The following is a 26,102-nucleotide window of genomic DNA, read 5'->3' as shown; positions in this document are numbered from 1 at the left end:
CTGGCCTTGCCATCAATAGCCAGTTCAGGCAAAGTGGCACCAATGAGCGTAGAACTGGCGGGGCGACGACTCGATGTGGACCTCCTCGCCAAGGAATTGGGCAACTGGCGGACGTCCAGTCGGAGTGGGCCGGCCTACCAGGGGTTGTCCGACGGCCTGCGGATGCTGATCGTGGACGGCCGGCTTCCCGTCGGTGCGCAGCTGCCCAGCGAGCGAGCGCTGTCCGAGGCCCTGCACGTCTCACGCACCACCGTCACCTCGGCCTATGCACAGCTGCGCGACGACGGCTTTCTCAGCGCCCGCCGGGGCGCTCGCAGCACGACTGCGCTGCCGGTCACCACCTCCACTCCCGCCCCCTCCCTGGTCGGTACCGCCTCGGCGAACCTCGCCGCCGCCACGCTCGCGGCACCGGCGGTCGCGGTCTCTCAAGCGTTCGTCGAGGCAGCCGAACAGGTCACGCCCTACCTGCACGACATCGGCATCGAGCTCGTCGGCGTGCCGCCGCTGCGCGAAGCGATCGCCGAAAGATATTGCGCCCGTGGACTTCCGACCGAACCCGAGCAGATCGTGGTGACGACGGGCGCGCTGCATGCGATCGGGCTCGTCCTCGCCACCTACACCCAGCCCGGGGACCGTGTCCTGGTCGAGCAGCCCACCTATCACGGAGCCCTCGCGGCCATGGCCACCAAGGGAATTCGACCAGTGTCAGTCGCGATGACGCACGACGGGTGGGAGCTGGACGCGGTCGACGCGGCGGTGCGCCAGCTATCCCCCAGCCTGGCGTACCTCGTGCCGGACAACCAGAACCCGACCGGAATGACGCTGCCGCCGGCGGGCCGCCGCCGACTCGCGCAGATCATCGCCGAGACCCGCACCCGCACCATCATCGACGAGACGATCACCGACATGTGGCTCGACGAAGAGGTGCCGCCGCCGCTGGCCGCCTCGATGACCGCGCGCCGCGAACTCGTGCTGACGGTTGGCTCGATGTCCAAGTCATTCTGGGGTGGGCTGCGCATCGGGTGGATCCGCGCCGAGCGCAGTGCGCTGACCACCATCGGCGCCATGCGCCCTGCCGTCGACATGGGCACGCCCATCCTGGAACAGCTGGCTGCGGCAAGGCTTCTCGACGTCGCCGACGATCTGTTGCCCGACCGCCGGGAAACCCTGCGAGCGCGGCGAGCGTTGCTGCTGTCGCTGCTGGACGAACACCTGCCCGACTGGCAACCCACGCCAAGCAAGGGCGGAATGTCACTGTGGGTGCGGCTGCCGGCACCGATGAGCAGTGCGCTCTCGGCAGCGGCGTCCCGACTGGGTCTGGAGATACCGCCGGGACCCCGATTCGGCGTGGACGGCACCCTCGAGCGGTTCATCAGGATTCCCTATACGCTGCCCGACGAACGGCTCACCGAGGCAATCGAATTGCTGGCGAGGGCCTGGCGCAGTGTCACCGGGGCCGGCGCCACGGCGGCAGAGGTCGGTGCCGTGGTGGTGTGACCCTGTTGGGACGGGGCTGGTCAGGCGTCGGGGATGTCCACGCGGCGCAACGTGCCGTCGACAGCGTCGGCCGCTTCGATCTCCCCGCGAGTCACGCCGAGGATGAACAACACGGTGTCGAGGTAGGGGTGGTTCAACGACGCGTCGGCGACCTCGCGCAGGGCGGGTTTGGCGTTGAACGCCACGCCCAGGCCAGCGGCCGCCAGCATGTCGATGTCGTTGGCACCGTCACCGACGGCAACGGTCTGCTCCATCGGCACCCCGGCCTGCTGCGCGAAGTCCCTCAGCGCCTTGGCCTTCCCCGGCCGGTCGACGACGTTGCCAACCACGCGGCCGGTGAGCTTGCCGTCGACGATCTCCAGCTCGTTGGCCGCCACGAAGTCCATCATCAGCTCGTGGGCCAGCGGCTCGATCACCTGGCGGAAGCCGCCGGAGACGATGCCGCAGTGAAAACCGAGGCGGCGCAGCGTCCGGATCGTCGTCCGCGCACCCGGCGTCAACTCGATCTGGTCGGCGACCTCTTCGAGCACGTCGGCGGGCAACCCGGCCAGGGTAGCCACCCGCTTGTGCAGCGACTCGGCGAAGTCCAGCTCGCCCCGCATCGCGGCTTCGGTGACCTCGGCGACCGCGGCCAGCGCGCCGGCCCGCTCGGCCAGCATCTCGATGACCTCGCCCTGGATCAGGGTCGAGTCGACGTCGAACACGATGAGCCGTTTGGCCCGTCGCGACAGGCTGTAATCCTCCAGTGCGATGTCGACGCCCTCGGCGACCGCGACCCTCGCCAACGCCGTCTGCAGCTGACCGTAGGCGGCCCCCGGCGGCACCGAGACCCGCAGCTCGAGCCCGGTCACGGGGTAGTCCGACACGCCGCGGATGAAGTCGATGTTGACGCCGAGAGCCGCGACTTCCCTGGCCACGACGCCGAACGCCTCGGCGGTGATGGGCCGGCCGAGCACCACGATCGAATGCGTGGACGGTTCACCGAGAACCGGTAGGTCGTCGCTGCGTTCGATCGTGACGTCGAGCCCGACGCCGTGGATCGCCGCGGTGACCTCGTCGCGCAGCGCGGTGCCGCCTGCGACGTCATCGGGGCCGGCGACTAGCACGCCGAGCGTCAGGCGATTGCGGATGACCACCTGTTCGACGTTGAGCAGCTCGACCTTGTGCCGAGACAGCACCTCGAACAGCGCCGAGGTGACACCTGGCTGGTCGACTCCGGTGACGGTGATCAACACCGATGACCGTTCTCGCGACGTGTCGGTCACACCGCCACCCTTGAGGAGTTCACTCCGTACGACTGCCGGTCAGGTGCGGACGTGCTCGCCATCGATCCGAGTGACGTCTCCGTCTTCGGGTCCGTGCGCTCGGCCGACGTGGGCCTCGGCGCGCATCCGGTCGACCATGTGCGGGTAGTGCAGCTCGAACGCCGGTCGCTCCGAACGGATCCGGGGCAGCTCGGTGAAGTTGTGCCGCGGCGGCGGGCAGGACGTCGCCCACTCCAGCGAGTTGCCGTAGCCCCACGGATCGTCGACCACGACGGGCTCGCCGTAGCGCCAGCTCTTGAACACGTTCCACAGGAACGGGATCGTGGAGATGCCGAGGATGAAGGCACCGATCGTCGACACCACGTTGAGCGTGGTGAACCCATCCGAGGGCAGGTAGTCGGCGTAGCGGCGCGGCATGCCCTCGTCACCCAGCCAGTGCTGCACCAGGAAGGTGGTGTGAAAGCCGATGAACGTCAGCCAGAAGTGCAACTTGCCAAGGCGCTCGTCGAGCAGCCGGCCGGTCATCTTCGGGAACCAGAAGTAGATGCCCGCGTAGGTGGCGAACACGATGGTGCCGAACAGCACGTAGTGGAAGTGCGCGATGACGAAGTAGCTGTCGGTGACGTGGAAGTCCAGCGGCGGGCTGGCCAGCAGCACGCCGGACAGGCCGCCGAGCAGGAAGGTGACCAGGAAGCCCACCGAGAACAGCATCGGCGTCTCGAAGGTCAACTGCCCCTTCCACATCGTGCCGATCCAGTTGAAGAACTTGATGCCCGTCGGGACGGCGATGAGGAACGTCATGAAGCTGAAGAAGGGCAGCAGCACCGCGCCGGTGGCGTACATGTGGTGCGCCCACACCGCCACCGACAGCGCGGCGATCGAGAGCGTGGCGTAGATCAGCGTGGTGTAGCCGAAGATCGGCTTGCGGCTGAACACCGGGAAGATCTCACTGACGATCCCGAAGAACGGCAGCGCGATGATGTACACCTCGGGGTGACCGAAGAACCAGAACAGGTGCTGCCACAGCAGCACACCACCGTTGGCCGGGTCGTAGACGTGCGCCCCGAGGTGCCGGTCGGCGGCCAGTCCGAACAGCGCGGCGGTCAGCAGCGGGAACGCCAGCAGCACCAGGATCGAGGTGACCAGGATGTTCCAGGTGAAGATCGGCATCCGGAACATCGTCATGCCCGGGGCTCGCATGCAGACCACGGTGGTGATCATGTTGACGCCACCGAGGATGGTGCCGAGACCGCCGACCGCCAGGCCCATGATCCACAGGTCACCACCCGCGCCGGGCGAGTGGATGGCGTCGGTCAGCGGCGAGTACGCCGTCCAGCCGAAGTCGGCCGCGCCACCGGGGGTGATGAAGCCGGCGATGGCGATCAGCGCGCCGAACAGGAAGAGCCAGAAGGAGAACGCGTTCAGACGCGGGAAGGCCACGTCGGGCGCGCCGATCTGCAGCGGCAGCACCAGGTTGGCGAAGCCGAACACGATCGGGGTCGCGTAGAACAGCAGCATCACCGTGCCGTGCATGGTGAACAGCTGGTTGTACTGCTCGTTGGACAGGAACTGCAGCCCCGGCAGGGCGAGCTCGGCGCGCATCAACAGCGCCATCAATCCACCGATGAGGAAGAACGCGAAGCAGGCGACGCAGTACATGATGCCGATCAGTTTGTGATCGGTGGTGGTCACCAGCTTGTAGATGAGGTTGCCCTTGGGGCCCAGCCGGGCCGGGAACGGGCGACGTGCCTCGAGTTCTCCGATTGGGGGCGCTTCGGCTACCAACAGGTCCTCCAAAAGTTCGACGGGACGGGCCCGCGGGCTCGTCGGTAATCTTATCCCCCGCCGCGGCGTCAAGTGCCATGGGTCCTACAAACTGTCGTAATTGGTAAGAACCTGCCAGCGCAGGGCGTCCCACCAGCCCCGGACCGCCTGGCGCGCCTTGGGGTGGGCGCGCCGCGGGCCACCCGATTGGTACCGTCGGCGACGTGCCATTTCTTAGCTCGCGGGTGGGTCCGATCGCTGCCGCGGCGGCGACCACCACCGCCCTGATGGTGACCTTGGCCACCGGCTGCGGCGGTTCGGCGAGCCGGCCGGCCAATCCGGGTGCCGAGCAGTCCATCGTGACCAGCACTACGAGCATCGCGGGCGCCGGCGTGCTGGGCAATCAGCGCCGTCCCGACGAATCCTGCGCCCAGGATCCGGCCCGCCTCGACGACGGGCCGCCGACGCGCGAGGTTCGCCATGCGGCGGGTACGTCCGAGGTACCCGCCGACCCGCAGCGCATCGTCGTGCTCTCCGGCGACCAACTCGACGGGCTGTGCGCTCTGGGCCTGCAGTCGCGCATCGTGGCCGCCGCGCTGCCCGACGGGTCGTCGAGCCAACCGTCGTACCTCGGCGCGGTCGTACACGCCATTGCACCCGCCGGCACGCGCTCGGCACCCGACATCGCGGCGATCAAGGCCGCCAACCCCGACCTCATCCTCGGCTCACAGGCGTTGACTCCCGAGGCGTACGGCGAGCTGTCGGCGATCGCGCCGACCGTGTTCACCGGTGCGCCCGGTCCCGGATGGCAGGACGATCTGCGCACGGTCGGTGCGGCGACCGGGCGGGCGGACGCCGCCAACGGGTTGATCGACGGTTTCGAGCAAGCCGCCGACAAGACCGGCGCCGACAGCGACGCCACCCACTACCAGGTGTCGGTGGTGCAGCTGACCGAGAACACCTTGCGGATCTTCGGCACGGACGACTTCCCCGCCAGTGTGCTCGGTGCCGTCGGCGCGGACCGGCCCGCCGCCCAGCGGTTCAAGGACAAGCCCTACGAAGAGGTCGGCACCTCGGAGGTATCCAAGTCGACGGACTTCTCGGCCGCCGACGGCGACATCGTCTATCTGTCGTTCGCCTCGGCCGCTGCCAAGGACCGCGCGCGCACCGTGCTCGAGAGTGACGCTTGGAAGAAGTTGTCGGCGGTTCGCGACAACCGGGTGTTCATCGTCAACGACGAGGTGTGGCAGACCGGTGAGGGCATCGTCGCCGCCCGCGGCATGCTCGATGACCTGCGACTGATCAACGCGCCGATCAACTGACCCGCCGGCGGGTCGCCTACTCCACGCCCAGCAGCGCCTGCTGCCCGAATTGATTGAGCCCCAGCGATCCCTCGGGCAGCACCAGTTCGCCGCTGGCCACGCGCTGGCGCAGATACGCGAAACTCTGTGCGGTCTGGGCGAATAGGTGCTCGCCGGCCCGCAGTGCAGGCCGGTCCTTGCCGTCCGCGGACGCGAACTGCGGCAGCGGCTTGACCTCGGTGTCGTAGTCGACGTTGAAGAACAGCGGGAACGAGTACCGCTCCTCGACCACCTTGCGGACACGGTGGCTGGTGGCCACGAACGCGCCGTTGGTCCACAGTTCCAGCAGATCACCGATGTTGACCACGAAGGTGCCGGGCACCGGGGGCACGTCGATCCACTCCCCCGCGCCGTTGAGCACCTCCAGCCCGGGCGCCGTCGGCTTGAGCAGCGTGAAGCACTCGTAGTCGGTGTGGGCGCCGATGCCAAGTCCGTCGCGGGCGTCGGGGTTGTACGGGTAGTGCACCAGGCGCAGCTGGCTCGGTGTCTTGGTGGCGTGCCGCGAGAACACGTCGGGGTCCTCGCCGAGGGCGTCGGCGAACGCCCGCAGCAACAGGTGTCCCACCTCGAGGACGGCCTGGTAGTACTCGGTCACCGCCTCGGCGAAACCGGGCAGCTCGGGCCAGGTGTTGGGACCCAGCATCGGGTTGCCCGCCAGGTAGTCGGGGTCGTCGGCGGGCAGGTCCAGCGCGGTGTCGAACGCCTCCTTGAGGTCGGGCACCGAATCCGCGGTGCTCTCGACACCCTCCTCGCCGATCGGCACGTAACCGCGATGGCACCGCGACAGCCCGATGTAGCTGCGCATCTTCTCCTCGAGCGGCAGCGCGAAGAACTCCTTGGTGGCCGCCAACATCCGGTCGAAGCACGATTCGTCGATCCCGGATCCGCTGATGTAGAGGAACCCGACCTCCCTGGCGGCCGTCCCGATCTCGGCGGCCACCCGCGCGCGCACGGCGTCATCGCTCGAGCGCAACCCGCTGATGTCGACGATGGGCACCGACGTGAACGACGTCGCAGCACTCATGGATTCACGGTTCCTTCGCTTCGGTCGATGCGCCAACGGATCCCGTTGGCGCGTACTTCCTCCCCGGCCGGCGCGATGCCGAGCCGGCCATACTCCGCGTCGCCGACCGTCCCGATGACGACGGCGCCGCCGCCCGCCCAGCCGAACAGCCCGCCGACCCGCACCAGCAACCCGGTCGCACCGTCGGATGCGCGCAGGAAGAGCGCACCGCACGGATCGGTCGATCCGCCCTCGCGCACCCAATGCTCGACGTAGGCCTGGTGCACTCCGGTCTCGATGAGCACGTCGCCGTCCCAGTGCATCGCCCCGGCATCGGGGAACGGCCCCGGCGGCTCGAGGTCGACGTCACGATGCCACTGAAAGACGTTGCCGCTCTGCTGAAGACGGCCGGCGAAACCGCGAGAGTCGACGTAGGCGGTGATGCCCTGCAGCCACCTCACCTCACCACCGGCATGGTGCCCGCCGTCGGCATCGACGAGCAGGCTGCGCCGCCACGATCCGACGCAGTCCGCGATGACGGGGGCGGTCATGTCGGCGAGACGGACCCGAAGCGGTCGTGGAAGTGGGCGGTCATCTCGGGCCACGCATGCGGGTCGTGGCCCGGAATCAGCGGATACCCCTTGTCCTGCGCCAGCTTCTTGAGCCTTCGGATGGGTTCGATGGTCTCCTCGGGCTCGACGTCGATGTAACCGCCGATGGCCAGCTCCTGGTCGATGTTCTCGGTCAGGTCGGCGGCGTCGAAGGCGAACACGTACCCGTCGGGGTCACCCCCGCCCGTGACGGATTCGTCGAGTTCCACCACGAAGCTCTGGTGGCCCGGTGTGTGCCCGTAGGTCGGCACCGCGGAGATGCCTGGAGCGATCTCGGCCTCCCCGTCGGCCAGCTGCCAATCGATGCTCGGGTCGTCGAAGTCCACCCGGAAGATCGCGTGCCGCTCCGGTTCCGGGTGATTCGACAGCCCGTACTCCAACTCGCGGCGCTGCGCGTGCACGGGCACCTTGCCGGCGAACAGCTTCAGCCCGCCGGCATGGTCCACGTGCAGGTGCGACAGCGCCACCACGTGGATGTCGTCGACGTCGACGCCGATCTCGAACAGCGCCTCTTCGATGGGCTCGCCGGGGCCGGGCAGCAGCGGCTGGTACTCCATCGACGGGAAGTAACGCCGCCGCAGGTGTGGATCGCGGATCAGTGCGGTGTTGAAGCCGGTGTCCAGCAGCACCCAGCCGCCGTCGGTCTGCAGCAGCACCCCGGGAACCGGTTCACGCATCCGCAGCTCTGGCGAACTGCCGTGCACCGAAACGGCCTTCGGCAGATCCTCCCAGCCGAGCGTCAGCAGGACGATCCGGCGGACTCCGCTCTTGCGGACCAGTCCGGCCATCAGCCGACCGACAATGCGGCCAGCCGCAAGGAGTTCGGATTGGTCACCACGTGACCCTGCTCCACGCCCTTCAGCCAGGGCTGGGCGACCATGAAGTCGTTGACGTCCGCGACGTTCAGCCAGCAACCGGTCTTGATGGCTTCCTCACCGGCTTGCGAGAACGCCTGCAGCGATCCGTCGGGCAGACCCTGCGCCAGCGCCGCGGTCACCGGGGGGGCCGAGCACCCCAGGTAGTTCAAGCCACCGTCGGCATCCCAGGAGATGTGTCCCCAGGTGTAGGGCGAGGGCGCGTCGGGCCAACCGAGGTTCAGCAGGATCTCCGGAGCATCCGCCCCGTCGGTGCCGATCCAACCGAAGATCTGCGACGTCGGGTAGCTCTGCACCTTGACGTTCAAACCTGCTGCCGCCAGCTGGGTTTGGAGCAGGTTGCTCACCAGCTGGTTGTCCGGATTGCTGGAGTCGTAGCCGATGGTGATGGCCTTCTGATCGGCGGGCAGGCTGCCGGCGAGCGCGGTGAGCACCGAGGGGTCATGCGGGATGGACTGTTTCGCGTACTGCGGGTCCATCATGTTCGGCGGGTAGATCTGCGCTGCCGCTTGCCCGCGGCCGAAGTAGGTCTGCTTGACCAGCTGGTCGACGTCGATGGCCTGCAGCATCGCCATCCGGTTCTTCGCGTCGGTGAACATGCCCTTGCGCGGGTTGACGTAGAGGTAGTTCGACATCATCGTCGGCAGCGAGTAGTTCGCGAACGACTTGTTGTCCAGGTAGGACTGCACCGCCGAGGACGGCAGATCGTGCAGGATCGCGGCGATCTGGCCGTTGTTGAACTGCAGCTGCTGAGCCGAGACGTCGGTGATCACCGGGATGTCGACCTTCTCGAAGTACGGCTTCGGTCCCCAGTAGTCGGGGAACGACGCCAGACCGTAGTGCGAGCCCACCTGGGCGTCGGTCAGTGTGTACGGCCCGGTGCCCAGATCGTGGGTGGTCAGGTAGTTCTGGGCATTGTCGCTGCCCGCGTTCTTCTTCAGGCCCTCTGGGCTGAGGATCCGCGGGCCGTAGGGGCATGCGAGGTAGTCGAGGAATGCCGAGTTGGGCGCCTTGAGCGTGACCGTGACGCCCAGATCGCCCTGCGTGGTGACGGATTCGACGTCGGAGACCATGTAGGCCGGTCCCTGGTTGACGGCGAGCCTGCGGTCGAACGAGGCCTTCACCGCCGCGGAGGTCAGCGGGGTGCCGTCGTGGAACTTCACGCCCTCGCGGAGCTTGAACGTGTAGACCTTGTTGTCCGGTGAGGCCGTCCACTCGGTGGCCAGAAGCGGTTCGAGGATCGGCTTGTCGACTCCGGCCTTGTACTGCAGCAGGCCCTCGTAGACGTTGGTGGTCAGCAGCAGACCCTGTCCGGCGTAGAAGATGTCGGGGTCCGGCGGCTGGCCCGGGTCCTGCAGGAAGGACAGGTGCAGCACCTTGTCGGTCGGTGCCGCGTTGGGCGTGCTGCTGCCCGAATCCGAACCGCCGCAGGCACTCAGCGTCAGCGCGACGGCAGCACCGACGGCCAGCATGGCCTTGAACCTGATGGTCATCGTGCTGCTCCTTCCAGGACGGGGGCGGAGGCGGAGGCTAGATCTGCGAAGGCGGCGAGGATCTCCTCGGTGGTGCGCAGGGCACCCGTCTGCAGGTACTCCATCGCGTCCAGTGCCGCGTCGTGCCGGTATTGCGTCGATCCACCCACGCAGTCGGTGACGACGCGGACGTAGTAGTCACGCTGGTGGGCGTCGGCGAAGGTGTAGTGCACGCACACGTCGGTCAGCCCGCCGACGAGGATCAGCGTGGACGCCTTCAGGCCGCGCAACACGATCTCGAAGTCCGTTCCGATGAAGCCCGAGTAGCGCCGTTTGACGATGTGGAACTCACCGGGTTCCGGCAGCAGCGCGGGGTGCAGCGGCGTGCCGGGGTTGCCGTCGACGCAGTGCACGCCCTCGGTGCCGTCGAGCTCGCGACCGAAGTCGACTCCGCTGGGCCGGTGCACCTCTTGGAAGAACACCACGGGGATGCCTGCACCGCGCGCGGCGGCGAGCAGACGCTGCGTGCGTTCGATCCGTCCGTCGTAGCCGGGCATGTGCTCGATGCCGACCTCTTCGGCGGGCATGTCACCGGCTTCCTGCATGTCGACGACGACGAACACCGGGTTGCCCACGATGAGCGGTTGTTTCGGCACCTATCCTCCTGTTGTTGCGATACGCGGGTCTGCGGCGGCCTGCAGTAGGTCCACGGCCGTGTTGATGAAGACGTAGAGCGCGCCAAGCAGCAGCGTGACGCCGGCGATGGCCGGGAAGTCGGCGACGGGAATGCTCTGCGAGATGTACTGTCCGATGCCCGGCCAGCCGAACACCTGCTCGACCACGAGGACGCCCGAGAACATCAATCCCACTTGCAATCCCGTCATCGACAACGCGGACCCGACCGAGTTGCGCAGCACGTGCCGCGCCAGGATCTGGCCCTCCGGCAAGCCCTTCGCGCGGGCCGTCCGCGCATAGTCGCTGTCGATGTCGCCGAGCAGGCTGCTGCGCAGCACCCGCCCGATCGCGACTGCGGGACCGATCGCGATGACGAGCGCGGGCAGGATCAGATGGTGCAGCGCGTCGAGGGTGACGTCGGGACGCCCGTGTAGCAAGCCGTCCACGGTGAGCAGACCGGTCGGCCCGGTCGGCGGATTGGGTATGCCGATGCGGCCGTTGGCCGGCACCCAGCCCAGCTGCTTGTAGAAGACGATCAAGCCGAGGATGCCGAGCAGGAACATCGGTGCCGAGGAGCCGGTGAACAGGATGGCGCGCAGCACGCCGGCACCGCGCCAGTTCAGCGTGGTGCTGAAGGCCAGCAACACGGCGAGCACCAGGGCGATCGCCAGCCCGTAGATGGCGAGCTCCAAGGTGGCCGGGAAGAAGGTGCCCAGGTCGGAGGCGACGCCGTGCCGAGTGCGAAACGACGTGCCAAGATCACCGGTGACGGCCCCGGTCAGATAGCGCCAGAACTGCACCAGGATGGGATCGTTCAAGCCGAGGGCCTGCCGGCGCGCGGCGACCGCCTCGGCGGAGGCCTGCGCACCGAGTTGGGCCTTGACGGGGTCCATCGGCGAGATGTGTTGCAGCAGGAACATCACACCGGTCAGGGCGATCAGAATCGCCGCCATCGCGCCCAGCCGGGACGCCACGAAGGTCTTCACCGGAGCCGCCTCCTAGCTCGTCTTCATCAGGTTGCGCAGGCAGTCGCCCGCGATGTTGCCGATCAGTGCCAGCACCAGCACTCCGAGACCCGGCATGACCGGAATCCACCACTGCTGCAGGAAGTAGCTCAGATTGCGGGCCGAGTCGGCACCCAGCTCGGGTGCCGGCGCGGACTGCCCGAGCCCGAGGAACGACAGCGCGGCCAGGGTCAGGATCAGGGTGCCGACGTCCAGGCTCGCCGCGACCAGCGCGTTGGGCACAGCCCCCGGCAACAGGTGTCGTCCGGCCAGCCGAAACCGGCTCACCCCAGCCAGTTTCGCGGCTTCCACGTGCGGCCGGGCGGCCAGCCGGGCGACCTCACCGCGCACCAGCCGGGCGTAGAACGGCCACCACACGATCGACACGGCGATCAGGGTGTGTACGAAGCCGGGCCCAAGGGCGGCCACGACGGCGATCGCCAGCACCGGCGCGGGGAGCGAGAGGAACCCGTCGGTGATCCGCATCAGGATCGAGTCGACCCAGCCGCCCGTCGCCCCGGCGATCAGGCCGACGATTCCACCGATGAGCAGTCCGACGGCGACCACCACCAGCGCGGCGAACCAGCTCGAGCGCACGCCGTAGAGCACCCGGGAGAGGATGTCGCGGCCGATGCTGTCGCTGCCGAGCAGGAAACCGTGCGTGCCGGGCGCCTGCAACGGCATGCCGACGGGCACCAGCGGATCGTGCGGCGCCAGCAGCGGCACCGCTATCGCGATGATCGTGACGACGAAGATGAGTGAGAACCCGGCCCAGTTCACGATCGTCGACCGCGACTCCGGCAGGGACAACACGCGTCGCCCGCGGCCGCGCACCAAGGGGCCGGCCGATGCTGCGATCGCCATCAGACGGCCCGCCTCTCGATGCAGGCAACCTGATGCGGGTTGCCGGGGAAGCCCTCGAGCCGGACGTCGAGCGACTCGTCGCCGCACGTGTCGACCGCGATCGCGCACCGAGGGTGGAACGCACATCCCGTCGGGGGTGACAGGGGGCTGGCGGGTTCGCCTGGTAGCACCCGCGATTCGCGACCGAGGTCGGGGATCGAATCCACCAGCGCCTGGGTGTACGGGTGGGCCGGGTCGCCGATGACCCGCTCGGCAGGACCGATCTCGACGATGCGGCCCAGGTACATCACGGCGATGCGGTCGGCGACGACGCGCGCCACCGACAGGTCGTGGGTGACGAACACCACCGACATGTCGAGCGTGCGCCGGAGGTCTCCGATGAGGTTCAGCACCGAGGCGGCCAGCGACACGTCGAGCGCACTGGTCGGCTCGTCGCACAGCAGCACCGACGGCGGCACCACGGTGGCGCGTGCCAGGGAAACTCGCTGGCGCTGACCACCCGAGAGCTGCCCGGCCCGCGACTTGGCGATCTCGGCCGGCAGCCCGACGCGGGCCAGCACCTCGACGACGGCCTCGCGCCGGCTCGCCCGCGACATGCCGGTCCCGCTCAGTCGCTCGGAGATCAGCTCCCCCACCGAGAGCCACGGTGTCAGAGAGGCGCCCGCGTCCTGGAACACCATCTGAGGCCGTTGACCCTCGACCAGCTCGACGCTGCCGGTGGTCGGTTTCTCCAGTCCGGCAATCGTCCGCAACAGCGTCGACTTGCCCGAACCGCTCTCGCCCACCAGGGCGATCGATTCACCGTGGGCGACGCGCAGCGAAACACCGCGCAGCGCTTGCAGTTTGCCGTGACCCGCCGAGGAACGGTCCAGCCAGCGCTTGGCGACCGAGTACGTCTTGGTGACGTCCTGCAGCACCACCGACGGCGGGTGGGCGGGACCGTCGGCGGACACCGCCGGGAAGGGTTCCTCGGTGTTGGTCGCCTTGCTGCCGAGCTCCTTGGCGACCTCGTCCGGCGAGAAGATGCAGGCACTGGTGCGGTCGCTCGCCACCGCGACCGGGTCCGGCGGTGCCGTCGTGCACTCGTCGGTCGCCAGCGCGCATCGCGGTTCGAACGCGCATCCGGGCAATGGCGTCACCGCGCTGGGCACCGAACCCGCCAGCGCGGCCAGCTTGCGATCGCGGGCGGTCTGCAGGGTGAGTCGCGAACGCAGCAACCCGTGGGTGTACGGATGCGCCGGCGTGCTCAGCACCTCGGCGGTCGGGCCGATCTCGGCGATCCGCCCCGCGTACAGCACCGCGATGCGGTCGGAGATCTGGGCGGCGACACCGAGGTCGTGCGTGATGAACACGATGCTGCAACCGATTTCGTCGCGCAGGCTGCGCAGCAGGCGCAATACCTGGGCTTGCACGGTGACGTCGAGCGCCGTCGTTGGTTCGTCGGCGATGATCAACTCGGGGTTACCGGCGATCGCGATGGCGATCATCACCCGTTGGCGCAAACCGCCGGAGAGTTCGTGCGGGTAGGCCCGCATCCGGCGCTTGGGCTCGGGGATGCCGACCGCCGTGAGCAGCCGCAGGGCCTCCTCGTCACTGCCGGCCGCCTCGGCTACCTGCTTGCCGATCCGCATGGTCGGATTCAGGGACGTCATCGGATCCTGGAACACCGCACCCAGGTCGAGACGTCGGACCTTGCGCAGGTCCTTGGCGCTGCCGGAGACCATGTCCGAACCGGCGACGGTAATCGTGCCATCCACCCTGGCGCTCGCGGGGAGCAGACCGAGCATACTGAACCCGAGAACGCTCTTGCCGGAACCGGATTCACCGACCAGACCGAGGATCTCCCCCGGCCCGATGGTCAGCGACACCCCACGCAGCGCGTGGACGTCGCGACCGTTGCGACGGAACGTCACTCGCAGATCGCCGGCGGTCGCCACGGTACCGTCGGCGGGCGGCACGGACGGGCCCGCGACTTCGGAGACGGCGTGGGAAACCGCGATACCCATAGAGAACGCTCCCGGAAGTGTCGAGTTTCGGCATCGAGTTCGGTTGAGGAGGGCGGAGGCACGTCCGTGTGCCTCCGCCTGTCAGTTGACAGTTTTGCGGTCGCGTCGGCCCGATGGGTGTCGCTGGCGTAACCAATTGACGGCACACGTAACCGATGCGTATCGCGCGTTTCTGTCGTGTGACAGAAACCAACGGACATGACCACTTTTCACCCGCCATGGTCCACGATGGGGTCATGCCGCTCACCAGGGCCGGACGACCCCGCCACCACGACCAGAGGCGACCGGGCGTCACCGCCCGCGACGAAATCCTGGATGCTGCAGGTGAACTCTTCACCACGCTGGGGTACACCGGCACCTCCACCCGGTCCATCGCGGAATCGGTCGGCATTCGCCAGGCATCGCTGTATCACTACTTCAAGACCAAGGACGACATCCTGTGCGCGCTGCTGGGGCAGACCGTCAGCCCGACGCTGGCGTTCATCCCCAACCTCCTTGGCGCCGAGCCTGCGTTGAGCGCTGCCGAGCACCTGCACGCCCTTGCCGCGTTCGACGGTGGCCAGCTGCTGGCCGGCCGGTGGAACCTTGGCGCGCTGTACCTGCTGCCCGAACTGCGCGACGCCCGGCTCGAGCCGTTCTGGTCCGACCGTGAACGCCTGCGGCTGCATTATCTGGCCCTGAGCCAGGCCGTCGTAGACCAGACCGGTGTGCACGCCGCCGCCGCGGACCTGCCCTTCCGGCTGGTGGAGTCGCTGGTCAACATGTGGTCGGTGCCCCCGGGTCCCGAGCGCGACGAGTTGCCGATCCACGTGGCCGACGCCTGCCTGCGGGTGCTGGGGATTCCCGACGCCGAGACACCCGAGCTGCGCGAGCGCACCCGCTCGGAGATCGAGCGCTACACCCGGGTCGAGTCCGACGAGACGCTGCTCAGATAGGTCGGCCAGTCACCGAACCCGGTGATGTCCTCGCCGGCCCGCCACGCGTCCAGCGCGCAGCCGAACCCGACGACCTCACTGCCGTCGGCGAGGGTGACGCGGCCCAGCATCATCGGAGCGGGCAGCATCGCGAGGAAGTCGCCGAGCCTCGCCGTGCCTACCAGCCACAGCTCGCCGCCGATGGCGGAACCCTCCTCGGCACCCACCCGGACCAGGCCCGGTTTGGGAGGCGTGGTGTCGAGCCGGGCCAGCCGGTACACCGGCGCGGTGACGGCCGGTCCCGCCCAGCGGGCGCCCCGCTCCTCGAGCTGGAAGGCCAGCGGCTGTCCACGAAGGTGGGCGCCGACGACCATCAGCAGAGCCGTCTCGACCCCGGCCCGCGTCGGCCACGGCGGCAGGATGGAACGCCCCTGCAGCGATGCGGCGCCGGGCAGCGCCACCGATTCGGTGGTGGCGATCACCAGCCGGGCGACGTCGATCGCGACGGCGTCGGCCCCGGACCGCGCCACCACCGTGACGCCGAACTGGTCGTGGCCCGCGGTGCCCGACGGCACCGCCACGGCGCACATGTCCATCAGGTTGCAGAAGTTGGTGAAGGTCCCGAGCCGGGAGTTCACGCCAACCGGATCGGCCGCCACCTCGGCGATGGTCGGGTGTTCGGTGGTGGTGGGGATCAACAGCGCATCGCAGCCGTCGAACTCGGCCATCGCGGTCGCGGTGAGCTCGCCGAGGCGGCGCCGATCCCGAAGCAGGGCCGTCGCCGACACGTCGCCGGCCGCCGAGATGATCGTTCCGACGGTGGGGTCCACCTCGGCGCGGTGGGCGTCGACGAAGTCACCAACGGCGTCGTGCCGTTCGGCGACCAGGCCGCCGTCGTACAACAACCGAGCCGCGGCGAGGAAGGCCGACACGTCGATCTCGACCAGCACCGCGCCGTGGGCCGCGAGTCGTTCACAGGCGGCCGCGAAGGCCTCCTGCCATGGCTGCGTCAATGCCGAGAGATCCTCCGGGACGGCCACTTTGGGGACGTCGGGCGCAGCCAGCGGCGCATCGGGCGGGAACGGGCGGGCTCCGGTGCCACCGGCCATCACCCCCATCGCGGCGTCGGCGGTGTCCAGGTCGCGGGCGAACACCGTCACGCAGTCGTAGGACCGGCAGGCCGGCACCACCCCGTCGGTGGGCACCACACCGTAGGTGGGCTTGATGCCGACGATGCCCTGCAGGGCGGCGGGAACGCGGCCGGACCCGGCGGTGTCGGTCCCGACTGCGACGTCGACGAGACCCAGGGCCACGGCAACGGCGGATCCCGCGCTGGATCCGCCCGAGACGTACTCGGGTCGGCGCGAATCGCGCACGGCGCCATGCGGACTGCGGGTTCCGACGAGGCCCGTCGCGAACTGGTCGAGGTTCGTGGCGCCGACGATGACCGCACCTGCGGCACGCAGCCTGGCCACCACCTCTGCGTCGGCGGTCGCCGGCGCGGTGGCGAAGGCCGGACAGGCCGCGGTGGTGGGCAGACCCGCCACGTCGACGTTGTTCTTGACCGCCACGGTCAGCCCGGCCAACGGCAGCTCCGCCCCGGCAGCCACGGCCGCATCGACGGCCTCGGCGTCGGCGAGTACATCGTCCTTGGGCCGCAGGAAGATCCAGATCTCGGGCCGGCGGGCCCGTTCGATCGCGGCGTAGGTCGCCAGCACCCGTTCGACCGCGGTCATGCCGGTACCCCTTCCACGTCGATCGTCTCCGGTGGCGGGGTCCTCGGCCCGACGACGACCAGCGGCGTCCCCGGGTCGACCTGGTTGCCCGCCTCCACCAGGACGTGCGTGACGACGCCGTCGGCGGGCGCGGTGAGTACCGTCTCCATCTTCATGGCCTCCAGCGCCAGCAGCGCTTGACCCCGGACCACCTGCTCGCCGACCTCGACGTCGACCTTCCACACGCTCGACGAGAACGGCGCGTCCACCCGTTGTTGATCGTCGTCGAGCACCAGGTCCGTCGTCGTGGCGGTCACCCGCGATTCGGCCCGCTCGGCGCGATCGAACTCGCCCGCCGCGGCCCACGCAGCGCGCTCGGCGCCAAAGGCCGCCGCCTGGGTGGCGCGGAAGTCGGCGATCGACTCGGCGTTGTCGGCAAGGAAGCGTTCGTGCTCGGCGAGCGAGAAGGTGCCGGGAGTGATCTCGACCGATCCCCGGCCGGCGGCCATGTCCGCACGCAGGTCCAGTAGTTCCTCAGCCGTCACCGGATACCAGGAGATGCGGTCGAAGAAGCGCAGCAGCCATGGGCTCCCCGGTTCGAACGGGGCGGTATGCCGGTATCGGCTCCACACCTGCGTGGTCCGGCCGACGAACTGGTAGCCACCCGGGCCCTCCATGCCGTAGATGCACAGGTAGGCGCCCCCGATGCCGACGGAGTTCTCCGCGGTCCACGTCCGGGCGGGGTTGTACTTGGTGGTGACCAACCGGTGCCGCGGATCCAGCGGGGTGGCCACCGGCGCCCCGAGATACACGTCACCGAGCCCGAGGGTCAGGTACTCCGCCGAGAACACCGTGGCCATGACGTCGTCCTGGCTGGCGAGTCCGTTGATGCGGCGGATGAATTCGATGTTGGACGGGCACCACGGCGCGTCGTCGCGCACGCCGGACGTGTAGCGCGCGATCGCTTCCCGCGTCGCCGGATCGTCCCAGGACAGCGGCAGCCGCACCGAACGGCTCGGCACCACCAGCTCGGAGGTGGCTGGCAGGTCGTCCTCGAGTTCGGCAAGCAGACCCAGCAACCGGTCGATGGACAGCACGTCGGGGTCGACGTGCACCTGCAGCGACCTGATTCCCGGTGTGAGATCCAGGATTCCGGGTGCCCGCAGCGCGTCGAGCCGCTCGTAGAGCGCATGCACCCTGGCCCGCAGCGCGAGGTCGAGCACCATCTCGCCGTACTCGATCAGGACGTTGTCGTCGCCGCTGCGCCGGTAGGTGACCGCCGGCGCACCACCGGCGGCCTCGCGACGGCCCAGCACACCGTCGTCCCCGTCGCGATCACCGCGCCGGACCAATGGCAAGGCGGCCAGCCGGGCAAGGCCCAGCTCCCTTCGCGACGGCGCGTCGGCCGCTCGGATGGGCACGAAGCGGACGGTGTCCCCGGGTCGCAACTGGCCCAGCTTCCACCGGTCGGCCGCCACCACCGTGACCGGACAGACGAATCCGCCGAGGCTCGGTCCGTCGGGTCCGAGCAGGATCGGGGTGTCACCGGTGAAGTCCAGAGCCCCCACCGAGTAGGCGTTGTCGTGGATGTTCGACGGATGCAGGCCCGCCTCACCACCGTCTGGCCTTGCCCACCTCGGCCGGGGTCCCTCGAGGCGCACGCCGGTTCGGGCCGAGTTGAAGTGCACGACGTAGCGCGCCGAGAACAGTGTGTCGACGTCGTCGCGGGTGAAGAACTCCGGCGCACCGTGCGGCCCCTCGGTAACGGCCAGCTCCCAGTCCGACGGCATGGCGGGCCGGCACTCGACGGGCACCGCAGCCATCGGGGTTCCCGGCGCCGCGACGGCCCGCAGGACGTCACCGACGACGAGCGGTCGGCCGCCATGCCCGCCGAAGCGCCCGAGGGTGAACGTCGACGCGCTGCCGAGATAGGTCGGCACTTCGAATCCGCCCTCGACGAGGACGTAGGTCCGCAGACCCGCCGTCTCGGCAGCTCCGATCGCCAGCTCGCCACCGGCGGGCACCACGACGGGTTCCCACATCGGCGCCGGTGTCCCGTCGACGGTGACCAGGCAGTCCGCTCCGGTCACGCAGAAGGTGGTGCGATGCGTCACGCGCAGTGCGGGTCCCGAGGCCGTGCACTCCAATCCGGGTGCGCCCTCGGCGTTTCCGAGAGCGCGGTTGCCGAGCCGGAACGACAGGTCGTCCATCGGTCCACTCGGTGGCACGCCCACGTTCCACAACCCGACGCGGCCCGGCAAGTCCTGCACGGTCGTCAGCAGACCCGGTCGTTCGACGGTGATGCGGGGGCGAGGATCGACGACCTCGGCCAGGGTGGCGGTGCTGTGCCGCGCCGCCAGGACCTCGTCGAGGCCGACCGCGGCGCGCAGCAGCCCCACGTTGACCTCGATGCCGTGCAGCACCGTGGCGTCCAGCGCCCTGCCGAGGCGGGCCAGGGCCTGGTCGCGATCGTCACCGGTGGTGATCACCTTGGCCAGCAACGGATCATAGGAGGCCGAGACCTCGGTGCCCGCCTCCACCCAGGTGTCGATCCGCGGTGCGGGATCGTCGCCGATCACCGTGGGGAACTCGACCGCCACCAGCGTCCCGGTACTGGGCCGGTAGTTGCGCGAGGGGTCCTCGGCATAGACGCGCGCCTCGACGGCGTTGCCGGCCACCGGCACCGATCCGAGGGTCGTTCCCGGCGCGAGATACGGCGCCAGGAATTGGGTTTCACCGCCGGCGAGCCGGAACATCCACGCGGCCAGGTCCACGCCGGTCACCGCTTCGGTGACGGGGTGCTCGACCTGCAGCCGGGCGTTGACCTCCAGGAAGGACGCCTCCTGCCGACGCGGGTCGTAGACGAACTCGACCGTGCCCGCGGAACGGTAGGAGACCGCTGCCGCCAGCGCCCGCGAGGACGAATGCAATTGGGCCCGCACGGCTTCGGGAAGGTTGGGCGCCGGGGCCTCCTCGATCACCTTCTGGTTGCGGCGCTGCAGCGAGCAGTCGCGGTCCCCCAAGGAGACCACCCGGCCGCTGCCGTCGCCGAAGATCTGGACCTCGACGTGTCGGGCCTCGTCGACGAAGCGTTCGACGAACACCCCTGCGGATCCGAAGCTGCGCTCGGCCAGGCGCGACACCCGGTCGAAGGCCGCCTGCAGTTCGGCGGCGTCGCGGCACACCTGCATGCCGATGCCGCCCCCGCCGCCCGTCGCCTTGAGCATCACGGGGTAGCCGATGTCCGCGGCGGCGGCCTTGGCCGCGGCGGCGTCGTCGAGCAGTTCGGATCCCGGGAAGACGGGAACCCCGGCGGCGCGGGCTGCTGCCCGGGCGGTGTGCTTGGTGCCGAAGACCCGGAGCTGATGCGGTGTCGGGCCGACGAACGCGATGCCGGACGCCTCGACCGCCTCGGCGAAATCCGCGTCCTCGGAGAGGAATCCGTACCCGGGATGGATCATCGTCGCGCCACTGGACGAGGCCGCCTCCAGGAGCGCGTCCGATCGCAGGTAGCTCTCGCTGGGCGCGGCGGGTCCCAGCCGGACGGCGGCGTCGGCGAGCCGTACGTGCGGTGCGCCGCGATCGGCGTCGGAGAACACCGCCACCGTGCGCAGGCCGAGCGTCTGCGCCGCCCGCACCAGGCGGACGGCGATCTCCCCGCGGTTGGCGATCAGCACGGTGTCCGTCACGCCGAACCCGCCTCGTCCGGTCGGGTGACGATCATGCGAACCGGGGTGGGATTGAAGGCGTTGCACGGATTGTTGACCTGCGGGCAATTGGAGACCAGCACCAGCGTGTCGACCTCGGCGCGCAGCGCTACCCGCTTGCCCGGTGCCGACAGTCCGTCGACGATGCCGAGGGCGCCGTCGGGATCCACCGGCACGTTCATGAACCAGTTGATGTTGCTGGCGAGATCCCGCGCGCCGAGGCCGTGCCGGGAGCCCTCGATGAGGAAGTTCTCCATGCAGCCGTGCTGGGCCCGGGTGTGCTGGCCGTAGCGCAGCGTGTTCGATTCCTTCGAGCAGGCCCCACCCAGGGTGTCGTGCACCCCGACCTCGTCACCGACGACGGTCATGAGCGCGACGCCGGTGTCGGCCCTGAGCACCGATCCCGCGGTCAGCACGATATGGCCCTGGCGGGCAATGGTTTCCGACGCGGAGTAGCGCACGCTGGTGTCGGCGGCGAAGTACAGCAGGCAGTCCACCGCCTGGTTGCCCTCGAGGTCGACGATCGTCAGCACGTCACCGGCGACCACGACGGCCGACCAGGCCGCCCGCGCTGGCACGAACTCGTCGAGGATGACGCGGCCGTGGACCATGGCCGCGTGGTCCGCAGGGGCATTCACAGCACTCCTCTGGCAATCAGGTCGGCGTCGGTGTTGGCGATGGCCTGGTGATGTTCCGGCCGCAGCGGACCGACCAGTTCACCGGCGGCCAGCGAATCCAGTTCGTCGGCGGCCCCCCAGGCGTGCACCCGCAGCGGGGAGCAGGTGAACGCGGGCCGCGGGTCCAGCGGATGGGCGGTGTTGGCGAGCGAGACGATCGCGTCGACGTGCAGTAGCAGGTCGACGGTGGCACCCGGCCCCGCCGAACCCTGCCAGGTGAACGCGCCCTCGGCGTCGACCGCCACGCCCTTGAAGAACGACACCGAGGGGGGCAGGTCCCGCGGGCCGAGGCCATGCTTGAGCGCCGCGAGCAACAGCAACTCGCGACCCGCCGGTGACGGTGACTCGGGAGCGCCTGACCCGTAACGCTTCTCGTTGCCCGCCAGCGTGGTGGTGCCGGTGAGCGCATCGTGCGCGCCCGAGGTGTCCGCGACGACGGTGGCCAACACCCGCCCGAACCCACTGAGCAGCGGATGCCCGGTCGTCAGGTAGGCCTGCCACGGAACCTTGACCGTGTCGGCGACGTTGAGGCGCTCGTGGGGGGCGTCGGCGCGGTGGACGAGCAGGTGCGCGCAGGCTTCGCCGTCGACGTCGGTGAGCCGGATCCGACTGCCGCGAGCCAGGACCGCGGTCGTATAGCCGCCCGGTGCAACGGTTTCCGACCAGATCAAGTTCCCCGCCGGGATTCCCTCGGGAGCCGTCGGACTGCTCGAGGCGGGCACGTGACGCATGAAGTCGGCGGTCCGGCCGTGCTGCGCTCGCGCGTGGGCCTTGGCCCCCGCGGTGGTGGCCGTCGTCGACCGGTCGTCGCTGGATGACTCGGCCTTGGATACATCGCTCGTCACGGAAACCCCCGGGCTTGCGGCACGCATTGCGCCTACTCGTTTCTGTCGCTGGCCCTTTTCTGTCACCCGATAGTTTTCGCGCTGCCGCCCGGGAGGTGGTTGCCGCCACGTAACGGATCGCAGGTCGCTCGTTAACAACGCGTGATGCGTATTTCTGTCACATGACAGATACGACGACGCGCCAGTGTCACACCCCACCCGATACGGTCGTCGCGTGTTCCACATCCTGACCCTGACCTACGTACGGCCCGCCGACGCGATCGATCGGGCCAGGCCCGCCCACCTGGAGTGGCTCGAGGAGGAGGTCGCCGCCGGGCGCCTGATCCTGACCGGCCGCCTGGAGTCGGCGGACGGGGGTGTCCTGATCACCTCGGACCTGGCCACCGCCGAGGCCGAGGACGTCATCGCCCGCGACCCCTACACCGTGCAGGGCCTGGTGCGCTACGAGCGCGTCGGGTTCACCGCCGGCCGTCGCGCACCCGGTCTCTGACCAGGCCTCCGACGGCAGACGGGACTAATCTGGCGCTCAACCGGGTTGCGATTGCCCGGGGGCGCAATGGCGCGCCCAGATCTCCGCCTCGCCCACTGTGAGCGAGGTCCCGCATGACGAGACGACCAAGAGGGTACGACCAAAAGATGACCAAGACCGTTTCCGCCATCGCCGCCACGTCGGCCACCGCACCACTGACCAAGACCACCATCGAACGCCGGGACGTTGGCCCGCACGACGTCGCATTCGACATCAAGTTCGCCGGCATCTGTCACTCCGACATCCACACCGTCAAGGCGGAGTGGGGCGAGCCGAACTACCCCGTCGTCGCAGGCCACGAGATCGCCGGTGTCGTCACCGAGGTCGGCTCCGAGGTCACCAAGTACAAGGTCGGCGATCACGTCGGCGTTGGTTGCTTCGTCGACTCCTGCCGTGAGTGCGACAACTGCAAGGCCGGTCTGCAGCAGTACTGCACGGGCAAGGGCGGCATGGTCGGCACCTACAACGCCACCGGCAAGGACGGCACCCCCACCTACGGCGGCTACAGCCAGGCGATCGTCGTCGACGAGAACTACGTGCTGCGCATTCCCGACAGCATCCCGCTCGACCAGGCCGCCCCGCTGCTGTGCGCCGGCATCACGCTGTTCTCCCCGCTGCACCACTGGGGCGCGGGCCCGGGCAAGAAGGTCGCCATCATCGGCCTCGGCGGCCTCGGCCACATGGGCGTCAAGATCGCCCACGCCATGGGCGCCGAGGTGACGGTGCTCAGCCAGTCGCTCAAGAAGATGGAGGACGGCCTGCGCCTCGGTGCCGACGAGTACTACGCCACCAGCGACCCCGACACGTTCAAGAAACTGGCCGGCACGTTCGACCTCATCGTCAACACCGTCTCGGCCAATCTCGACCTCGCCGCCTACATGGGTTTGCTGAAGACCGACGGCACGCTCGTCGAGGTCGGCGCGCCCGAGAAGCCGATGGAGGTGCCGTTCTTCCCGCTCGGCGCGCAGCGTCGCAGCCTGGCCGGTTCGATGATCGGCGGCATCCCGGAGACCCAGGAGATGCTGGACTTCTGTGCTGAGCACGACATCGCCGCCGAGATCGAGGTCATCTCGGCCGACTACGTCAACGAGGCCTACGAGCGCGTGCTCGCCAGCGACGTACGCTACCGCTTCGTGATCGACACTTCGACGCTGTAGCAAAGACGCAACGGCCCAGACCCGCACGGGTCTGGGCCGTCTTGCGTTTTCGGCCTGGTCATTGGTGCCGCCTTGGCCGGCTCGGTCGAACCGGATTCCTCCGGACCCCAAGTTCTCCGTTCGAGTTGTCGGAAGCGGGTGCGGGTGCGACGCTCTGGAACGGACCCGCATCGTCGCGGGTCTCGTTCATGCCTGAATCCGAAGCTGGGAGGCCCTCGTGAGTGCCGAATCCGCAACAACCGACGACAAGTCATCCGCGCGGGCCAATGGACTGAAGAAGGGGTCCATCGGCATCGTCGCGGTCATCTTCATGGCCATCGCAAACGCCGCCCCGATCACGGCGATGACGGGCAACGTCCCCATCGCCGTTGGATTTGGCAACGGACTGGGGGCGCCGGCCGGCTTCCTCTTCGCGACGATCATCCTGACCCTGTTCGCCCTCGGGTACGTGGCCATGGCGCGCCACATCACCACGACCGGCGCGTTCTACGGCTTCATCTCGCACGGCCTCGGCCAGACCTGGGGAATGGCCAGCGGCATGCTCGCCACGTTCGCCTACGTGGTGTTCGAGGGATCGCTGATTGGCGGATGCGCCTACTTCGCCAACGACGCGCTCAACACCATCTTCGGCGTCGACGTCCCCTGGCTGGCGATCGCCGTCGTCGCGATCGTCGCCATCGCCGTGCTCTGCTACTTCGACATCAGCCTGACCGCCGCCATCCTCGGGGTCACGCTGACCGCCGAGGTGCTCATCCTGCTAGCACTCGCGTTCTCGGTGATCTTCTCCGGCGGCGGCCCCGACGGCCTGATGCTCGACCAGACGGTGTTGCTGAACAACGCCTTCGAGGGTCTGCCTGCGGGCGCCTTCGGCACGGCCGCCGCCGCGGGTTCGATGGCCATCGGCCTGTTCTTCGCCTTCTGGTCATGGGTCGGCTTCGAGACCACCGCCGTCTACGGCGAGGAGTCGCGCAACCCCAAGAAGATCATCCCGCGGGCGACCATCATCGCGGTCGTCGGATTGGGTCTGTTCTACACGTTCATCTCGGCAATGGTGATCGCCGGCAACGGCGCAAAGGCCTCGGTGGAGGCATCGATCAGCGCCTCTCCACTGGACCTGTTCTTCAACCTGGTGTCGAGCAACCTCGGCGGCGTCCTGCTCGACGTCTACAAGGGACTCTTGGTGATTGGCTCGTTCGCCTGCGCGCTGGCCTTCCACAACGCGGCGTCGCGCTACCTGTACGCACTGGGCCGTGAGGTGCCGTCGGACAAGGTCAAGAACACCCTCGGTGGCACGCATCCCACGCACGGTTCGCCCTACATCGCCTCGACGGTGCAGAGCGTCATCACGCTGATCATCGTGTTGGCCTTCGCGTTCTTCACCGCGGTCCAGGTGCCCGACGCCAATGGCGGTGCGCCCGTCGACACCCCGGCCCTGGTGCCCTACGTCAACGTCTACGGCCTGCTGGCGCTGATCGGCACCGCGGCGATCCTCTTGGTGCAGGCCATTTGCTCGGCGGCGGTGATCTGGTTCTTCTGGGTCAAGAAGACCCATCGCGGCAACGTGATCACCACGCTGATCTGCCCGGCGATCGGTGGCCTGGCGATGCTGTACGTGGTGTGGCTGCTGTGGGACAACCGGGAGTTCGCCGCTGGATTGGCCGCGAAGTCCGACGTGTTCAAGGTGGCGCCGTACATGATTCTGGCGGTGTTCCTGATTGGGCTGGTGTACGCGGTGTGGCTGCGCACGGCCAAGCCCGAGATCTACGCGGAGATCGGCAGGACGGTCATGGAGGATGCGCACGAGCGCAGCGACGCCTGATCCCTCAGTCGTCCTGATGGTTCGGGCAGTACACGTCGACGTAGAGGGTGGTCGCCGCCGGAGGCTGGGGCGAGCTGTCGGGGTTGTGCACATTGGTCACGGTGCACGCCCACAGGGGCACGGTGTCGTACCCGCTAGGCCAGTTGAGCGCAACGGTGTAACCCTGGGCCTTCAGCTCGGCGATGACTGCGTCGGCGCCGTCCGCACTCGCACTCGGCGCCGTGGCGAGGGCGGTCAGGACCGACGCGGCCAACATCGCGGCGATGCGACTCCTGACTCGACGCGCCATCGGTCCTCCTAAATGCCGGCTTGCTCCCCGATACCAGCATGCGCCTCGACGTC

Annotated in this window: 21 protein-coding genes; 6 read left to right on the top strand and 15 right to left on the bottom strand. The window is 68.8% G+C overall.

The features are described 5' to 3' along the window. Positions 1-42: 42 nt before the first annotated feature. Complete coding sequence (yczR, locus tag SBI80_RS05705; protein ID WP_318973417.1) at positions 43-1,497, top strand: MocR-like transcription factor YczR; 1,455 nt, start codon at positions 43-45, stop codon at positions 1,495-1,497. A gap of 20 nt (positions 1,498-1,517) precedes the next feature. Here yczR and serB read toward each other — a convergent pair whose 3' ends face one another. Further along, entirely contained in the window at positions 1,518-2,762 is a 1,245-nt protein-coding gene (gene serB, locus SBI80_RS05700; protein WP_318973416.1) for a phosphoserine phosphatase SerB, read from the bottom strand. A 39-nt stretch (positions 2,763-2,801) separates the two neighbouring features. Then, on the bottom strand, positions 2,802-4,547 hold the full coding sequence (gene ctaD, locus SBI80_RS05695) for an aa3-type cytochrome oxidase subunit I (protein ID WP_318973415.1): 1,746 nt from the start codon (positions 4,545-4,547) through the stop codon (positions 2,802-2,804). Between the two features lie 203 nt (positions 4,548-4,750). Here ctaD and SBI80_RS05690 point away from each other — a divergent pair, with 203 nt between their 5' ends. After that, a complete protein-coding gene (locus SBI80_RS05690) occupies positions 4,751-5,848 on the top strand; it encodes an iron-siderophore ABC transporter substrate-binding protein (RefSeq protein ID WP_413232634.1) in 1,098 nt (365 codons plus the stop codon). A 16-nt stretch (positions 5,849-5,864) separates the two neighbouring features. On the opposite strand, the gene SBI80_RS05685 is transcribed toward SBI80_RS05690, so the two are convergent. The 8 genes from SBI80_RS05685 to SBI80_RS05650 are packed head-to-tail and all read right to left on the bottom strand — an operon-like array spanning position 5,865 to position 14,397. Continuing rightward, positions 5,865-6,911 (bottom strand): isopenicillin N synthase family dioxygenase, encoded by a 1,047-nt coding sequence (locus SBI80_RS05685; RefSeq protein ID WP_318973414.1) that lies wholly within the window; start codon positions 6,909-6,911, stop codon positions 5,865-5,867. Next, positions 6,908-7,441, bottom strand: coding sequence for a hypothetical protein (locus SBI80_RS05680; protein ID WP_318973413.1), 534 nt, complete (start codon positions 7,439-7,441; stop codon positions 6,908-6,910). The genes SBI80_RS05685 and SBI80_RS05680 overlap by 4 nt, the downstream gene beginning before the upstream one ends. After that, the gene (locus SBI80_RS05675) at positions 7,438-8,289 is read right to left on the bottom strand and encodes an N-acyl homoserine lactonase family protein (RefSeq protein ID WP_318973412.1); all 852 of its coding nucleotides are present in this window, start codon (positions 8,287-8,289) and stop codon (positions 7,438-7,440) included. Before SBI80_RS05675 ends, SBI80_RS05680 begins: the two co-directional genes overlap by 4 nt. Next, positions 8,289-9,869: an ABC transporter substrate-binding protein gene (locus tag SBI80_RS05670; protein ID WP_318973411.1), complete on the bottom strand. Its 1,581-nt coding sequence runs from the start codon at positions 9,867-9,869 to the stop codon at positions 8,289-8,291. Before SBI80_RS05670 ends, SBI80_RS05675 begins: the two co-directional genes overlap by 1 nt. Continuing rightward, positions 9,866-10,504 carry a cysteine hydrolase family protein gene (locus tag SBI80_RS05665; protein WP_318973410.1) on the bottom strand — a complete coding sequence of 213 codons (639 nt, stop codon included), beginning with the start codon at positions 10,502-10,504 and terminating at the stop codon, positions 9,866-9,868. Before SBI80_RS05665 ends, SBI80_RS05670 begins: the two co-directional genes overlap by 4 nt. After that, positions 10,505-11,509 carry an ABC transporter permease gene (locus tag SBI80_RS05660; RefSeq protein WP_318973409.1) on the bottom strand — a complete coding sequence of 335 codons (1,005 nt, stop codon included), beginning with the start codon at positions 11,507-11,509 and terminating at the stop codon, positions 10,505-10,507. Between the two features lie 12 nt (positions 11,510-11,521). Continuing rightward, the gene (locus SBI80_RS05655; protein ID WP_318973408.1) at positions 11,522-12,391 is read right to left on the bottom strand and encodes an ABC transporter permease; all 870 of its coding nucleotides are present in this window, start codon (positions 12,389-12,391) and stop codon (positions 11,522-11,524) included. Further along, a complete protein-coding gene (locus SBI80_RS05650) occupies positions 12,391-14,397 on the bottom strand; it encodes a dipeptide ABC transporter ATP-binding protein (protein ID WP_318973407.1) in 2,007 nt (668 codons plus the stop codon). The genes SBI80_RS05655 and SBI80_RS05650 overlap by 1 nt, the downstream gene beginning before the upstream one ends. Before the next feature lie 236 nt (positions 14,398-14,633). On the opposite strand from SBI80_RS05650, the gene SBI80_RS05645 reads away from it, so the two are divergent. Next, positions 14,634-15,332, top strand: coding sequence for a TetR/AcrR family transcriptional regulator (locus SBI80_RS05645; RefSeq protein ID WP_318973406.1), 699 nt, complete (start codon positions 14,634-14,636; stop codon positions 15,330-15,332). Here the strand turns inward: SBI80_RS05645 and atzF are convergent. From atzF to SBI80_RS05625, 4 genes are read right to left on the bottom strand one after another with little or no spacing between them, the layout of a single operon-like run. Then, positions 15,293-17,047, bottom strand: coding sequence for an allophanate hydrolase (atzF, locus tag SBI80_RS05640; protein WP_318973405.1), 1,755 nt, complete (start codon positions 17,045-17,047; stop codon positions 15,293-15,295). The two genes, SBI80_RS05645 and atzF, sit on opposite strands and share 40 nt — an antisense overlap. Next, positions 17,044-20,715 carry an urea carboxylase gene (gene uca / locus SBI80_RS05635; protein ID WP_318973404.1) on the bottom strand — a complete coding sequence of 1,224 codons (3,672 nt, stop codon included), beginning with the start codon at positions 20,713-20,715 and terminating at the stop codon, positions 17,044-17,046. The genes atzF and uca overlap by 4 nt, the downstream gene beginning before the upstream one ends. Next, complete coding sequence (locus SBI80_RS05630; protein ID WP_318973710.1) at positions 20,712-21,344, bottom strand: urea amidolyase associated protein UAAP2; 633 nt, start codon at positions 21,342-21,344, stop codon at positions 20,712-20,714. The genes uca and SBI80_RS05630 overlap by 4 nt, the downstream gene beginning before the upstream one ends. Before the next feature lie 23 nt (positions 21,345-21,367). Further along, entirely contained in the window at positions 21,368-22,282 is a 915-nt protein-coding gene (locus tag SBI80_RS05625) for an urea amidolyase associated protein UAAP1 (RefSeq protein WP_318973403.1), read from the bottom strand. A 187-nt stretch (positions 22,283-22,469) separates the two neighbouring features. On the opposite strand from SBI80_RS05625, the gene SBI80_RS05620 reads away from it, so the two are divergent. From SBI80_RS05620 to SBI80_RS05610, 3 genes are all read left to right on the top strand, one after another. Then, the gene (locus SBI80_RS05620; RefSeq protein ID WP_318973402.1) at positions 22,470-22,745 is read left to right on the top strand and encodes a YciI family protein; all 276 of its coding nucleotides are present in this window, start codon (positions 22,470-22,472) and stop codon (positions 22,743-22,745) included. A gap of 146 nt (positions 22,746-22,891) precedes the next feature. Continuing rightward, on the top strand, positions 22,892-23,941 hold the full coding sequence (locus tag SBI80_RS05615) for an NAD(P)-dependent alcohol dehydrogenase (protein WP_318973401.1): 1,050 nt from the start codon (positions 22,892-22,894) through the stop codon (positions 23,939-23,941). Positions 23,942-24,158: 217 nt separating this feature from the next. Beyond that, on the top strand, positions 24,159-25,760 hold the full coding sequence (locus tag SBI80_RS05610) for an APC family permease (protein ID WP_318973400.1): 1,602 nt from the start codon (positions 24,159-24,161) through the stop codon (positions 25,758-25,760). Between the two features lie 4 nt (positions 25,761-25,764). Here the strand turns inward: SBI80_RS05610 and SBI80_RS05605 are convergent, their stop codons facing one another. After that, on the bottom strand, positions 25,765-26,049 hold the full coding sequence (locus tag SBI80_RS05605; protein WP_318973399.1) for a hypothetical protein: 285 nt from the start codon (positions 26,047-26,049) through the stop codon (positions 25,765-25,767). Between the last annotated feature and the right edge of the window lie 53 nt (positions 26,050-26,102).

The sequence above is a fragment of the Mycolicibacterium sichuanense genome, assembly GCF_033741125.1.
Classification (GTDB): domain Bacteria; phylum Actinomycetota; class Actinomycetes; order Mycobacteriales; family Mycobacteriaceae; genus Mycobacterium.
This window is presented reverse-complemented; position numbering and strand designations above follow the sequence as displayed.

What these genes read in the sequence shown, in the direction of transcription:
- yczR (WP_318973417.1), top strand. Translation starts at nt 43, where the DNA reads ATGAGCGTAGAACTGGCGGGGCGACGACTCGATGTGGACCTCCTCGCC.
- SBI80_RS05685 (WP_318973414.1), bottom strand. Translation starts at nt 6,911, where the DNA reads ATGAGTGCTGCGACGTCGTTCACGTCGGTGCCCATCGTCGACATCAGC.
- SBI80_RS05680 (WP_318973413.1), bottom strand. Translation starts at nt 7,441, where the DNA reads ATGACCGCCCCCGTCATCGCGGACTGCGTCGGATCGTGGCGGCGCAGC.
- SBI80_RS05675 (WP_318973412.1), bottom strand. Translation starts at nt 8,289, where the DNA reads ATGGCCGGACTGGTCCGCAAGAGCGGAGTCCGCCGGATCGTCCTGCTG.
- SBI80_RS05670 (WP_318973411.1), bottom strand. Translation starts at nt 9,869, where the DNA reads ATGACCATCAGGTTCAAGGCCATGCTGGCCGTCGGTGCTGCCGTCGCG.
- SBI80_RS05655 (WP_318973408.1), bottom strand. Translation starts at nt 12,391, where the DNA reads ATGGCGATCGCAGCATCGGCCGGCCCCTTGGTGCGCGGCCGCGGGCGA.
- SBI80_RS05650 (WP_318973407.1), bottom strand. Translation starts at nt 14,397, where the DNA reads ATGGGTATCGCGGTTTCCCACGCCGTCTCCGAAGTCGCGGGCCCGTCC.
- SBI80_RS05645 (WP_318973406.1), top strand. Translation starts at nt 14,634, where the DNA reads ATGCCGCTCACCAGGGCCGGACGACCCCGCCACCACGACCAGAGGCGA.
- atzF (WP_318973405.1), bottom strand. Translation starts at nt 17,047, where the DNA reads ATGACCGCGGTCGAACGGGTGCTGGCGACCTACGCCGCGATCGAACGG.
- SBI80_RS05630 (WP_318973710.1), bottom strand. Translation starts at nt 21,344, where the DNA reads ATGGTCCACGGCCGCGTCATCCTCGACGAGTTCGTGCCAGCGCGGGCG.
- SBI80_RS05625 (WP_318973403.1), bottom strand. Translation starts at nt 22,282, where the DNA reads ATGCGTGCCGCAAGCCCGGGGGTTTCCGTGACGAGCGATGTATCCAAG.
- SBI80_RS05615 (WP_318973401.1), top strand. Translation starts at nt 22,892, where the DNA reads ATGACCAAGACCGTTTCCGCCATCGCCGCCACGTCGGCCACCGCACCA.
- SBI80_RS05605 (WP_318973399.1), bottom strand. Translation starts at nt 26,049, where the DNA reads ATGGCGCGTCGAGTCAGGAGTCGCATCGCCGCGATGTTGGCCGCGTCG.